Source organism: Kitasatospora sp. NPDC051170 (genome assembly GCF_044455705.1).
GTDB lineage: Bacteria > Actinomycetota > Actinomycetes > Streptomycetales > Streptomycetaceae > Kitasatospora.
In genome coordinates, this window is sequence record NZ_JBITFA010000007.1 from 239,357 (window position 1) to 253,473 (window position 14,117).

5 protein-coding genes are annotated in these 14,117 nt (G+C 75.5%); 2 read left to right on the forward strand and 3 right to left on the reverse strand.

Translation table 11 applies throughout. From position 1 onward, the window contains the following. The 3 genes from ACIBCA_RS17695 to ACIBCA_RS17705 all read right to left on the reverse strand — a co-directional run bounded on the left by ACIBCA_RS17695 (position 1) and on the right by ACIBCA_RS17705 (position 12,350). Positions 1-10,623, reverse strand: a complete 10,623-nt coding sequence (locus ACIBCA_RS17695) for an SDR family NAD(P)-dependent oxidoreductase (protein ID WP_396283799.1) — start codon at positions 10,621-10,623, stop codon at positions 1-3. 91 nt (positions 10,624-10,714) lie between these two features. After that, positions 10,715-11,746 carry a 3-oxoacyl-ACP synthase III family protein gene (locus tag ACIBCA_RS17700; RefSeq protein ID WP_396283800.1) on the reverse strand — a complete coding sequence of 344 codons (1,032 nt, stop codon included), beginning with the start codon at positions 11,744-11,746 and terminating at the stop codon, positions 10,715-10,717. Between the two features lie 64 nt (positions 11,747-11,810). Continuing rightward, positions 11,811-12,350 (reverse strand): hypothetical protein, encoded by a 540-nt coding sequence (locus ACIBCA_RS17705; RefSeq protein WP_396283801.1) that lies wholly within the window; start codon positions 12,348-12,350, stop codon positions 11,811-11,813. A 276-nt stretch (positions 12,351-12,626) separates the two neighbouring features. Here ACIBCA_RS17705 and ACIBCA_RS17710 point away from each other — a divergent pair, with 276 nt between their 5' ends. Beyond that, positions 12,627-13,826, forward strand: coding sequence for a cytochrome P450 (locus tag ACIBCA_RS17710; protein ID WP_396283802.1), 1,200 nt, complete (start codon positions 12,627-12,629; stop codon positions 13,824-13,826). Beyond that, the gene (locus ACIBCA_RS17715) at positions 13,823-14,044 is read left to right on the forward strand and encodes a ferredoxin (RefSeq protein ID WP_396283803.1); all 222 of its coding nucleotides are present in this window, start codon (positions 13,823-13,825) and stop codon (positions 14,042-14,044) included. The genes ACIBCA_RS17710 and ACIBCA_RS17715 overlap by 4 nt, the downstream gene beginning before the upstream one ends. The last annotated feature ends 73 nt before the right edge of the window (positions 14,045-14,117 follow it).

Sequence of the window (14,117 nt, forward strand, 5' to 3'; positions counted from 1 at the left end):
TCAGACCTCCGTTCCGGGGTGGTTGAGTTCGTCGTCGAGTGCGGCGAACAGGTCCTCGTCGCCGGCCGCCGTGAGGTCCCCGGTGCCGATGGTCCCGACGGTCCTGGCGGTCCCGACGGTCCCGGCGGTGCCGACGGGTTCGGCCGGGCCGTCGTCCAGGCGCCAGAGCAGTTCGCGCAGCCGCCGTCCGACCGTGCCCCGCAGGCCCTCGGCGGCGCCGAGCGCGGGCAGCAGGGCCTCCAGCCGGTCGAGTTCGCGCAGCAGCGGGTCCGGCGCGGCCTCGTCCCCGGGGGCCAGTTCCCGGTGCAGATGGGCGGCCAGCGCCGACGGGGTCGGGTGGTCGAAGACGGTGGTCGGGGGCAGCCGCAGGCCCGTGGCCGCGCCGAGGCGGTTGCGCAGCTCGACGGCGGTGAGCGAGTCGAAGCCGATCTCCTTGAACGCCTGGTCGGCGGCCACGGTGTCGGCCGTGCCGTGCCCGAGGGCGGCGGCGGCCTGGGCCCGGACCAGCTGGAGCAGGGCTTCGGCCCGTCCGGCCGGGTCGAGGGCGGCCAGGCGCTCCGCCAGCGGGACCGGGCCTCCGGCCGTGGGGGCTCCGGCGGCGCTGCGCCGGGAGCCCACCGAGGTCCGCAGCAGGGCGCGCAGCAGCGGGGGTACCGTCCCGGCGTCCTGACCGGCCCTCAGGTCGAAACGGGTGGTGACCAGGGCTGCCCGGCCGCTCGCGCGGGCGGTGTCCAGCAGGGCCAGGCCCTCCCGGTCGGTCAGCGGCACCAGGCCCCCGCGGGCCAGCCGGGCCCGGTCCCCGTCGGTGAGCCCGCCGGTGAGGCCGCTGGCCCGCTGCCACAGGCCCCAGGCGAGGGAGGTCGCGGGCAGGCCCTCGGCGGCGCGGCGCTGGGCGAGGGCGTCCAGGTAGGCGTTGGCCGCGGCGTAGTTGGCCTGCCCGCCGCCGCCGAGCACGCCGGAGACGGAGGAGAAGAGCACCAGGTCGGCGAGGTCCGCGTGCCGGGTCAGCTCGTCCAGGTGGCGGGCGGCCAGGGCCTTGGGGGCGAGCACGGCCTCCAGGGCCGTACGGTCCAGGGCCTCCAGGACGCCGTCGGCCAGGGCCCCCGCGGCGTGCACCACCAGCGTCAGCGGGTGCTCGGCGGGGACGGCGTCGAGCAGGGCCGCCAGCGCCGCCCGGTCGGCGACGTCCACCGCGGCGAGCGTCACCTCGGCGCCCAGGGCGGCGAGTTCGGCGGCCAGCTCGGCGGCGCCCTCGGCCTCGGGGCCGCGCCGGCCCGCCAGCAGCAGGTGACGGGCGCCGTGCTCGGCCACCAGGTGCCGGGCGGTCAGTGCGCCCAGGGTGCCGGTGCCCCCGGTGACCAGCACGGTGCCCGCCGGGTCGATCGGCGCGGGCACGGTCACCACGACCTTGCCGGTGTGCCGGGCCTGGCCGAGGTGGCGCAGGGCCTCCCCCGCCCGGGCGACCGGCCAGGCGGTGATCGGCGGCAGGGTCAGCGCCCCGCGCTCGAACAGCTCCAGCAGGGCGGCCAGCAGTTCGCCGATCCGCCGGGGGCCGGCCTCCAGCAGGTCGAAGGAGCGGTAGCGCACGCCCGGGTGCTCCTCGGCGATCCGCTCGGGATCGCGGAGGTCGGCCTTGCCCATCTCGACGAAGCGTCCGCCGCGCGGCAGCAGCCGCAGGGAGGCGTCGACGAAGTCCCCGGTGAAGGAGTTCAGCACCACGTCCACCCCGGCGCCGCCGGTGGCGGCCAGGAAGCTCCCCTCGAAGTCGAGGGTGCGGGAGGAGGCCGTGCGGGCCGGGTCGACGCCCAGCGCGGCCAGGGTGTCCCACTTGCCGGGCCCGGCCGTCCCGTACACCTCGGCGCCCAGGTGGGTGGCGAGCTGGACGGCGGCGATGCCGACCCCACCCGCCGCCGAGTGCACCAGCAGCCGCTCGCCCGCGCGCAGCCCGGCCAGGTCGACCAGGGCGTAGTGGGCCGTCAGGTAGGCGGCGGGGACGGCGGCGGCCTGGGCGAAGGTCCAGCCGGCCGGGATGCGGGCCAGCAGCCGGTGGTCGGTGACGGCCACCGGGCCGATGCCCCCGGACACCAGGCCCGTGACCCGGTCGCCGGGCCGGAGGTCCGTCACCTCGGCGCCGACCTCGGTGACCACCCCGGCCGCCTCGGTGCCGAGCAGGGCGCGGTCGGGGTAGACGCCCAGGGTGATCAGCACATCCCGGAAGTTCAGCCCGGCGGCCCGTACGGCGATCCGGACCTCGCCCGGGGCGAGCGGGCGGGCGGCGTCCGGGGCGGGGAGCAGGGCCAGCGCGTCCAGGGTGTCGCCGGTGGGGGCGAGCCGCCAGGGGCCCTCCTCGGGCGGCGCGGTGAGCTCGGGGCGGGCGGGCAGCGGCAGGACGGCCGGGGCGAGCACCGTGCCCCGGCGCAGGGCCAGTTGGGGCTCATCCAGGGCGAGGGCGGCGGCCAGGGCCGTACGGGAGTCGGGGTGGCCGTCGGTGTCCAGCAGGCGGAAGCGGCCGGGGTGCTCGGTCTGGGCGCTGCGCAACAGGCCCCACAGGGCGGCGGCGACGGGCTCGACCGGGCTGTCGGCGGGATCCGCGTGCTGGGCGTCGCGGGTGAGGACGGCGAGGCGGGTGTCGGCCAGGTGGTCCTGGGCGAGCCAGCGTTGGAGGAAGCCGAGCAGGGAGGTGGTGGCGGCGACGAGGTCCGGGTGGTCGGGGAGGGTGAGCGGCAGGACGGCGGTGGCGGGCGGGTCGGTGGTGAACAGGGCTGCGGGGTCGGGCAGTTCGGTTCCTTCGGTGTATTCGGTGCCTTCGGTGCCTTCGGTGCCTTCGGTGCCTTCGGTGCCTTCGGTGCCTTCGGTGCCTTCGGTGCCGAGGCGGTGCTCGGGCAGCGCGGCCCAGGGCTCGGAGGGTGCCTCCGCCGGGGGAACGGGGGTCCAGTCGAGGTGGTACAGGCCCTCGGACCGCCCGGCCGGGCGGGCGGCGGCGGCGAGGGCGCCGGGGGCGAGCGGGCGCAGGGCGATCCGCTCGACGGCGAGCACCGGGCCGCCGAGCGGGTCGGTGGCGGTCAGCGCGACGGAGTCGGCGCCGTGGCGGGTCAGGCGTACGCGCAGGCTGGTGGCGGCCGTGGCGGCGAGGGTGACGCCCGTCCAGGCGAAGGGGAGGGCGGTCGGCTGATCGGTGGTGGCGGCGGTGACCGCAAGCGGGTGGAGGGCGGCGTCCAGCAGGGCGGGGTGGAGACCGTAGCGGGCGGCGTCCGGGCGTGCGGGCTCGGGGAGTTCGACCGTCGCGTAGACCGTGTCCCCGTCGCGCCACAGGGCCTGGACCCCCTGGAAGACCGGGCCGTAGTCGTAGCCGCGCTCGGCGAGGTCCGGGTAGAGGGCCTCCGGCTCCACGGGCGCGGCACCGGGCGGCGGCCAGGCACGGGGCCAGTCCTCCGGGGCGGCCTCCGGTCCGGCCGGGAGGAGCAGGGCGGTGGCGTGCCTGGTCCACGGCTCCTGCGGTCCGGCGGCGGCCGGCCGGGAGTGGACGGCCAGAGCACGGACACCGTCGGCGTCGGGCGGTTGGAGGGTGGTCTGCAGGTGGACGGCTTCGCCGCCGAGCAACAGCGGTGCCTCCAGGGTCAGTTCGGACAGGGCCGGGACGGCGGCCCGGTGGCCGGCGTGCAGCGCGAGTTCGACCAGGGCGGTGGCGGGCAGCAGCGGGACGCCGGTGACGGCGTGGTCGAGCAGCCAGGGGTGCGTACCGGTCGACAGGCGGCTGGTGTAGAGCGCGGTGCCGTCCGGCAGGTCGGTGGTGGCGCCCAGCAGCGGGTGCTCGGCGCTGTGCAGGCCCAGGTGGCCGGGGTCGCTGACGTCCGGGGCGGGGTCGAGCCAGTAGTGGCGGTGCTGGAAGGGGTAGGTGGGGAGTCCGGGTGGGGTGGTGGGGGTGGTGACGGGCCAGGTGAGGCGGTGGCCGTGGAGTTCGACGGCGGCGAGGGCCTGGAGGAGGGGTTGGTCGTCCTCGCGGTTGCGGCGCAGGGTGCCGGTGACGAGGGTGTCGGGGGTTTCGGTGGTGGTCAGGGTGTCCTGGAGGGCGAGGGTGAGGACGGGGTGGGCGCTGGCCTCGACGAAGGTGGTGAAGCCGTCGGCGGCGAGCGCGCGGACGGTGTCCTCGAAACGGACGCGGCTGCGCAGGTTGCGGAACCAGTACTCGGCGTCGAGGGTTTCGGTGTCCAGCGGGGTGGCGGTGACGGTCGAGTAGAAGGGGATCTCGGCCGTCCTCGGCTCGATGGCGCCCAACTGGTCCAGGAGGGTGGCGTGGAGGGATTCGACGTGGGCGGAGTGGGAGGCGTAGTCGACGGGGACCTGCCGTACCCGGACCTCGTTGGCCTCGCCCCAGGCGACGAGTTCGGTGATCGCGGTGGCAGTGCCCGAAGCCACCGTCGAGGACGGGCCGTTGACGGCGGCGACCTCCAACTCCCCGCTCCAGCGGGCGATCAGCTCCTCCACCTCGGACACCGGGAGCGGCACGGAAGCCATGCCACCCTCGCCCGCGATCAGCCGGATCGCCCTGCTGCGCAGAGCCACCACCGCTGCCGCGTCGTCCAGACTCAAGGCTCCTGAGACAGCCGCCGCGGCGATCTCGCCCTGCGAGTGGCCGACCACCGCGTCGATCCGGAGGCCGTAGGAGCGCCACAACCCTGCGAGGGACACCATCACCGCCCACAGCACCGGCTGCACCACATCCACCCGCTCCAACAGAGCGGGATCACGCAGAGCCTGCTCCAACTCCCAGTCCACATAGGGCTCCAGCGCCCGACCCGCCTCCGCCAGAAGCGAGGCGAACACCGGCGACGACTCCGCCAGAGCCACCCCCATCCCCACCCACTGCGACCCCTGACCCGGGAACACCAGCACCACCCCGCCCGGCGAACCCGCCAACCGGCCCGACACCACCGCAGGGTGGTCGGCCAGGGCGCGAAGTGCGGCCACCGCCTCGGCGCGATCGCCCGAGGTGACGGCGGCGCCGTAGCCGTGCCGGGCGCCCCGGGTGAGCGTCCAGGCCGCCACCTCCGACAGGGCGGTCTGCGCGCCCGGGCCCTCCAGCCAGTCCGCGAGCCGCTCGCCTGCGGCGGCGAGGGCCGCCTCGGAGCGCGCCGACAGCAGCACGGGGACCGCCGCCGAGAGCTCGCCACCGGTGGCCGCCGCCGGGTCCACCGGGAAAGCCACGGAGGCCGCGACGGGGGCGGGTTCGGCCGCCGGGCCCGCCTGCGAGCGTGCCGGGAGGGGCACAGGACTCGGGACGGCCGGGGCCTCCTCCAGGATCACGTGCGCGTTGGTGCCGCTCATCCCGAAGGCCGACACGCCCGCGCGGCGCGGACGCTCGCCCGGCGCCCATGCGACGGGCGCGCGCAGCAGCTCCACCGCGCCGCTCCCCCAGTCGACGGCGCCGGTCGGCTCGCCGGCGTGCAGGGTCGCCGGCAGGACGCCGTGCCGCAGCGCCTGCACCATCTTGATGATGCCCGCCACCCCGGCCGCCGCCTGGGCGTGCCCGATGTTGGACTTCACCGACCCCAGCCACAACGGCCGCTCCGCCGACCGCTCCCGCCCGTACGTCGCCAGCAGGGCTTCCGCCTCGATCGGGTCGCCGAGGCGGGTGCCGGTGCCGTGGGCCTCCACCGCGTCCACGTCCGCCGCGCCCAGCCCGGCCGCCGCCAGGGCCGCCCGGATCACCCGCTCCTGCGAGGGGCCGTTCGGCGCGGTCAGGCCGTTCGAGGCGCCGTCCTGATTGACCGCCGTGCCGCGCACCACCGCGAGCACCGGGTGGCCGTTCGCCCGGGCGTCCGACAGTCGTTCGACCAGGAGCAGCCCGACGCCCTCGGAGAAGCCGGTGCCGTCCGCGTCGGCCGAGAAGGCGCGGCAGCGGCCGTCCGGGGACAGCCCTCGTTGGCGGCTGAACTCGATCAGGGTGTCCGGGGTGGACATCACGGTGGCGCCGCCGACCAGGGCGAGGCTGCACTCGCCGGAGCGCAGCGCCTGCCCCGCCAGGTGCAGGGCGACCAGGGAGGAGGAGCAGGCGGTGTCCACCGTCACCGCCGGGCCCTCGAAGCCGTACGTGTAGGCGATCCGGCCGGAGGCCACGCTGCCCGCGCTGCCGGTGCCGAGGTAGCCCTCGGCCTCGGGGGCGGAGCCGCGCACCCGGCCGCCGTACTCGGTGTAGATCAGGCCGGTGAAGACGCCGACCGGGGTGCCGCGCAGCGCGGCCGGGTCCAGGCCCGCGCTCTCCAGCGCCTCCCAGGACGCCTCCAGCAGCAGCCGCTGCTGCGGGTCCATGGCGAGGGCCTCGCGCGGGTTGATGCCGAAGAATGTTGGGTCGAAGTCGGCGGCGCCGGCGAGGAAGCCGCCGTGCCGGGTGTAGGAGGTGCCGGTGTGCTCCGGGTCCGGGTCGTACAGCGCGTCCACGTCCCAGCCCCGGTCGGCGGGGAATCCGGAGATCGCCTCCCGGCCCTCGGCGACCAGCCGCCACAGCTCCTCGGGGGAGCCCACCCCGCCCGGGTAGCGGCAGGCCATCCCGATGATCGCCAGGGGTTCGTCGGCGGCGGCACGGGAGCGGGCGGGCGCGGTGGCGGGCGCGGTGCCACCCCGGCGCAGCAGGTCGCCGAGGTGCTCGGCGAGGGCGCGCGGGCTGGGGTGGTTGAAGACCAGGGTCGGCGGCAGTGTGAGACCGGTGGCGGCGGCGATCCGATCGCGCAGCTGGACAGCGGTGAGGGACTCGAAGCCGAGGTCGCGGAAGGCCCGGTCGGGGTCGAGCTCGGCGGGGGTGGCGTAGCCGAGCACGGCGGCGGCCTCCGCGCGCACCAGCTCCTGCACCCGCCGCGCCAGATCCCCGGCGGGCAGGCCCCGGAGGCGCTCGGCCGAGCCGCTCTCCCCCGCCGTGCGTCCGGCGGCCCGCCGGGCCGGGGTGCGGGTGGGGCGGGCCGGGCCCCGGGAGGCGGGGGCGGTCAGCCGGTCGGCGTCCACCGGGCGCAGCACCAGGGTGTCGACGGTGAGGACGGGCGCGCCCTCGGGGTCGACGGCCCGGACTCGGAGGGTGTCCTGCTCCAGGCGGTCCAGCCGCACGCGGAGCGCGGTGGCGCCGACGGCGTGCAGCGTGAGGCCGTTCCAGGCGAACGGCAGCCGCAGGACGGCGGGGCGCTCCGGCTCGTCTGCGGCGGCCTCGGCCGCGACGTCGGCCTGGAGGGCGGCGTCGAGCAGGGCGGGGTGGAGGCCGTAGCGGGCGGCGTCCGGGTGTGCGGGTTCGGGGAGTTCGACGGTCGCGTAGACGGTGTCGCCGTGCTGCCAGGCGGCGCGCAGGCCCTGGTAGGTGGGGCCGTAGCCGACCTCGGCGGCGGCGAACCGCCGGGCAGCGGTGGCGAGTTCGAGCGGGACGGCCCCGGCGGGGGGCCAGTCGGCGGGGAACTCGTCGTCGGGTTCGGACGGCTCGGCGGCCAGGGTGCCGGTCGCGTGATGGGTCCAGTCCCCGGCGCCGCCGTGCTCGGGGCGGGAGTAGACGTCGAAGGTGCGGCGACCGTCCTGCTCGGCGGCCGGGACGAGGACCTGGAGATCCAGCACCGCCTCGCCGAGGGTCAGCGGCGCCAGCAGGACGAGTTCCTCCACGCCGGACGCCCCGGCGGACTCGGCGGTGGCCAGGGCGAGTTCGGCGAAGCCGGTGCCCGGGAACAGGACGGTCCCCGCGACACTGTGCTCGGCCGACCAGGGGTGGCTGCGCAGGGACAGGCGGCCGGTCAGCACGAGCCCGCCGTCGTCGGCGCGTTCGACGGTCGCGCCGAGCAGGGGGTGGGCGGAGGCGTCCGGGCCGCCGGTGGGGGTGGGGGCGTCGAGCCAGTGGCGGCGGTGCTGGAAGGGGTAGGTGGGGAGTCCGGGTGGGGTGGTGGGGGTGGTGACGGGCCAGGTGAGGCGGTGGCCGTGGAGTTCGACGGCGGCGAGGGCCTGGAGGAGGGGTTGGTCGTCCTCGCGGTTGCGGCGCAGGGTGCCGGTGACGAGGGTGTCGGGGGTTTCGGTGGTGGTCAGGGTGTCCTGGAGGGCGAGGGTGAGGACGGGGTGGGCGCTGGCCTCGACGAAGGTGGTGAAGCCGTCGGCGGCAAGCGCGCGGACGGTGTCCTCGAAACGGACGCGGCCGCGCAGGTTGCGGAACCAGTACTCGCCGTCCAGGGTCGAGGTGTCGAGCGGGGTGGCGGTGACGGTCGAGTAGAACGGGATGTCGGAGGACTTGGGGCGAATGTGGGCCAGCACGTCCCGGATCGTGGTGCGGAGGGCCTCGACGTGGGCGGAGTGCGAGGCGTAGTCCACCGGAACCTGCCGTACCCGGACCTCGTGGGTCTCGCCCCAGGCGACGAGTTCGGTGATCGCTCCGGCGGTGCCGGAAACCACCGTCGAGGAGGGGCCGTTGACGGCCGCGACCTCCAACTCGCCCTCCCAACGGACGATCAGCTCCTCCACCTCCGCCACCGGCAGCGGCACGGAAGCCATGCCACCCTCACCCGCGATCAGCCGGATCGCCCTGCTGCGCAAAGCCACCACCGCTGCCGCGTCGTCCAGACTCAACGCGCCCGACACCGCCGCCGCGGCGATCTCCCCCTGGGAATGGCCGACCACCGCATCCACGTGCAGACCGTAGGAACGCCAGAGACCGGCCAGGGACACCATCACCGCCCACAGCACCGGCTGCACCACATCCACCCGCTCCAACAGAACGGGATCACGCAGAGCATCCGCCAACTCCCACTCCACATAGGGCTCCAGCGCCCGACCGGCCTCCGCCAGGAGCGAGGCGAACACCGGCGACGACTGCGCCAGAGCCACCCCCATCCCCACCCATTGCGAACCCTGACCAGGGAACACCAGCACCACCCGGCCCGGCGAACCCGCCGCGCGGCCCGACACCACCGCCGGGTGAGCCGTCTGCGCGGCCAACGCCCGGAGCCCGGCGAGCAGTTCGTCCCGATCCGAGGCGACGAGGGCGGCCCCGAGCCGGTGCCGGGCGCCCCGGGTGAGCGTCCAGGCCGCCACCTCCGACAGGGCCGTCTCCGCGCCCGGCCCCTCCAGCCAGTCCGCGAGCCGCTCGCCGGCCGCGGCGAGAGCCGCCTCGGAACGCGCCGACAGCAGCACGGGGACCGCCGCCGAGGGCTCGGCCGGAGCCTCGTGGGAAGCCGTCGCCACAACAGTCCGCGCCCCGGGCGGAACCGGCTCCGCCGTCACACCCGCCGGGGCCTCCTCCAGGATCACGTGGGCGTTCGTCCCGCTGATCCCGAAGGCCGACACGCCCGCACGGCGCGGACGCTCGCCCGGGGCCCACGCGACGGGCGCGCGCAGCAACTCCACTCCGCCGGAGGTCCAGTCCACCTCCCCCGTCGGCTCGTCCACGTGCAGGGTCGCGGGCAGGACGCCGTGCCGCAGCGCCTGCACCATCTTGATGACGCCCGCCACCCCGGCCGCCGCCTGGGCGTGCCCGATGTTGGACTTCACCGACCCCAGCCACAACGGCCGCCCCGCCGACCGCTCCCGCCCGTACGTCGCCAGCAGCGCCTGCGCCTCGATCGGGTCGCCGAGGCGGGTGCCGGTGCCGTGGGCCTCCACCGCGTCCACGTCCGCCGCGCCCAGCCCGGCCGCCGCCAGCGCCGCCCGGATCACCCGCTCCTGCGAGGGGCCGTGGGGGGCGGAGAGCTGGCTGCTGGTGCCGTCCTGGTTGACGGCGGAGCCGCGCACCACGGCGAGGACGGGGTGGCCGTTGGCCCGGGCGTCGGAGAGGCGTTCGAGGAGCAGCAGGGCGACGCCCTCGCCCCAGCCGGTGCCGTCGGCACCGGCGGAGAACGCCTTGCAGCGGCCGTCGGGGGAGAGTCCGCGCTGGCGGCTGAACTCGACGAAGGTGTTGGGGGTGGCCATCACCGTGGCCCCGCCCGCGAGGGCGAGCGTGCACTCGCCGGAGCGCAGGGCCTGGGCGGCGAGGTGCAGGGCGACCAGGGAGGAGGAGCAGGCGGTGTCCACCGTCACCGCCGGGCCCTCGAAGCCGTAGGTGTAGGCGATCCGGCCGGAGGCCACGCTGGGCGCGCTGCCGATGCCGACCTGGCCCTCGACGGCGGCGGGCAGCGGGTTGAGCCGCGAGCCGTAGTCGTTGTACATGATCCCGGTGAAGACGCCGACCGGGGTGGAGCGCAGCGCGGCCGGGTCCAGGCCCGCGCTCTCCAGTGCCTCCCAGGTGGTCTCCAGCAGCAGTCGCTGCTGCGGGTCGATGGTGCCGCTCTCGCGGGGGCTGACGCCGAAGAACTCCCCGTCGAATCCGGCCGCTTCGGCGAGGAAGCCGCCGTGCCGGGTGTAGGAGGTGCCGGTGTGCTCCGGGTCCGGGTCGTACAGGGCGTCCAGGTCCCAGCCCCGGTCGGCGGGGAACTCCGCGATGGCGTCCCGGCCTTCGGCGACCAGCCGCCACAGCTCCTCCGGGGACCGCACCCCGCCCGGGTAGCGGCAGGCCATCCCGACGACGGCGATCGGCTCCGTGTACCTGGCCTCGGCCTCTTCCAGTCGCAGGCGGGTGTCCTGGAGGCTGGCGCTGACCCGCTTGAGGTAGTCGCGGAGCTTCTCGTCGTTCGACATGGCGTGCTCTGCCCTTCGATGGCTCGGGGAGGGTGGCGGGGCGGCGGGGCCGGCGGGGGCCGGGGGCTGGAGGGCCGGGGGGCCGGTGGGGTCAGACCCGTTCCAGGGCGAACCCGGACTTGATCCACTTGCTGGACTCGACGGCGATGGCGGCGGCGCGGTCGCCCGGGGCGAGCTCGGGCAGGACCTGTTCGAGTTGGAAGAAGACCAGGGCGTTGCCGGTGTTGGCGGTCTCGCCGACGCAGCTGATCTCCTCGGCGTGCTCCAGCCCGAGCCGCTCGACGATCCGGGCGGTCATCCGGGTGGACAGCTGCGGCGGCAGCAGGTGCGTCACCTCGTCCTCCCGCCAGCCGGTTTCGGCGAGCAGCCGGTGCAGGATCTGCTCCGCGAACAGCGGGACGGTCTCCTCGATCGCCTTGTAGTCCTCCCGCGCCGAGGACCGGTCGCTGTGCCGGTCGACGGGGCCGAACCACTCCAGCACCTGGCCCGGGGCCCTTCCCCGGCCGGAGAGTTGGACGAAGGAGGCGCGGACGGCGGTCGGGCCTGCCGCCGGGTCGGCGCTGAGCACGGCGGCCCCGGCGGCGTCGCCGAAGAGCACGTAGTTGACCAGTTCGGCCGGGGGGACGGCGCGCAGGTCGGCCTCCAGGTCGTAGTGCTTGGCGATGACGTCGCCGCCGAGCACCAGGGCGGTGCGGTGGCGGCCGGTGGAGAGCAGCTGCCGGGCGACGTCGATGGCCTGGACGGCGCCGGAGCAGCCGGACTGGAGCTGGTAGGTGGCCACGTCGTCGATGCCGAGCCGGTCGGCGACGACGTTGACGGTGGCCGGCATCAGGGTGTCGGGGGTGGCGGTGCCGAGCACCACGAGGTCGATGTCGGCGGGGTCGGTGCCGGCCGCGGCGAGCGCGCGCGCTCCGGCGGTGGTGCCGAGGTCGGCCAGGGTGTCGCGCTGCTCGCCGCTCTCCAGGTCGAGGGCGAGGTGGCGGGTGCGGGTGCCGATGAAGGCGTCCACCCACTGCTCCCAGAGCGCGTCCATGCCGAAGCGGCGGCCCAGGGCGGCGTTGTCGATGGGCGGGCCCGGCAACGCGGTGCCGGCCGCCAGGAGGCGGATCTCTGCGGGGTCCATCTGCGGTCTGCTCCCAGGCGCGTCTAGGGCGTGTCGGCCGAACGGCGGTTCGGCGCGGGGGTGTTCAGCTGCGGTAGAGGACGATCGCCGAGGCGTAGGACTTGTGGGTCTCGACCGGACGGAACTGGCGGAACCCGACCGCCCCGCGCAGCGGGCCGGCCACCGCGACGGCCTTGATGGTCTGCTGCTCGCCGAGGGTCAGCCGGGCGTCGTCGACGACGCCGCCGGTGCGGATGACGTTGCCGTCGAGCAGCCGGATCTCCTCCGAGAAGTAGCCCAGGAACTGGCCGTCCGGGCCCTTGCGCAGCATCCGCCCGTACCCGTTGGTCGTCCCGACCAGCGCGCCCTCCTGGTCGCGCAGTTCGTACCGGACGTGGGCGATGTCCTCCAGCGTCGGGGTGGCCCCGCTGAAGTCGGAGTTGGAGGAGTCGTAGCTGACGAGGGTCTCGGCGAGGTCGGTCAGGTAGAGCAGGTTGGCGGGCTCGCCGACCCGCGGGTTGGGGCCCTTCGGGGCGAGCGGCGGCACCGCCAGTCTGGCGAGCAGCCAGCCCCGCAGGGCGTCCGCGGCGGGGGCCAGCGGGCCGGGGAGGGTGATCGATGCCATGCTGCGACTCCGTTTCGGAACGGGAACGGGAGGACGCCGGGGAACGGCGTTCCGATCACGCTAGGCAACGGAGCTAAACCGGCTCGGCGCGTCCGCTGAACCGCCCCCGCCGCCGCGCGAATGCGCCGCTGAATCCGCGACAAACGACCGTTGAATTCCCACGGATTTCCGCCGGAACCGCCGTGGCCCGCGCCCGGGGAACGGAACTAGCATGCGCCGGAGCAAGTGGAATTCCCCCCCGGAAATGATTCCGGGTCATCCGACCGGGAGGCCGCGTTGTCCGCCAGTTCCGCCGAAGCACCGTCGTTCCCGGTGCGCCGCACCTGCCCCTACCAGCCGCCGGACGTGTACCGGGAGATCAGCGACCGGGGCCCGATCAACCAGGTCACCCTGTGGAACGACCGCCGGGTGTGGCTGGTCACCGGCTACGAGGAGGCCCGCCGGCTGCTCGCCGACGACCGGCTGTCCTCCGACCGCAGCTACGACGAATACCCCACCATGGCCCCCCACCTGGGCGCGCCCGCCGCCCGCAAGCTCGTCCTGGTCGGCGAGGACCCGCCGATCCACCGCCACCACCGGCGGCTGCTCAACCCCGAGTTCAGCCTCAAGCACGCCCGGGCGCTGCGCCCCGACATCGAGCGGATCGTCAACGGACTGATCGACGGGATCGAGGAGCTCGGTGCCCCCGCCGACCTGGTGGAGCACTTCGCGGCGCCGATCCCCTCCCTGGTGATGTCGGCGCTGCTGGGCATCCCGTACGAGGACCACGCCTTCTTCCAGTCCGCCACCGCCGGGGTCATGCAGGGCCGGGACCCGGCGCACACCGAGGCGTCCGCCGCCGAGCTGGTCCAGTACCTGGACCGGCTGGTGACGGCCCAGGAGCGCGAGCCGGACGAGAACCTGGTGGGCCGGCTGGTGGCCCACGTGGAGAGCGGCGAGCTGAGCCACGACGAGGTGGTGCAGCTGGCCATGGTGCTGCTGATCGCGGGCCTGGAGACCACCTCCTCGATGATCCCGATCAGCGTGCTGGCCCTGCTGGAGCACCCGGAGCAGCTGGCGGCGCTGCGCGACGGCGAGGTGCCGGCCTCCGTCGCGATCGAGGAGCTGCTGCGGATCACGGCGGTGACGGACTTCGGCGGGGTGCGCTGGATCACCGACGACATCGAGATCGACGGCCTGGTGCTGAAGGCCGGGGACGGTCTGGTGGTCTCCTCCACGATGACCAACCGGGACGAGCGGGTGCACGCCGAGCCGTACGAGGTGGACCTGGCCCGGGCCAGCCGCCAGCACCTGACCTTCGGTTACGGCATCCACCAGTGCCTGGGGCAGAACCTGGCCCGGCTCCAGCTGGAGATCGCCTTCGAGACGCTGGTGCGCCGGCTGCCCGGGCTGCGGCTGGCGGTGCCGGCCGAGGAGCTGGTGATGCGCCGCACCGGCACCATGCAGAGCGTCGAGCGCCTGCCGGTGGCCTGGTGAGCGCCGGGGTGCGGGTCTCCACCGACCGGGACCGCTGCATCGGCGCGGGCCTGTGCGTGCTGACCGCGCCGGACGTGTTCGAGCACGACGACGACGGGCTGGTGACCCTGCTGGAGCCCGAGCCCCCGGCCGAGCGGGAGCAGGACGTCCGGCTCGCCCACCAGCTCTGCCCGGCGCGGGCGCTGACCGTGGATCCGGCCGGGCCCGAGCCCGCCTGACCCGCCGCCACCTAAAGCCGCCGGGAACCCTCCCGGTTCCCGGCCGGCGGGGAAGAACCGCAGGTCACCGATG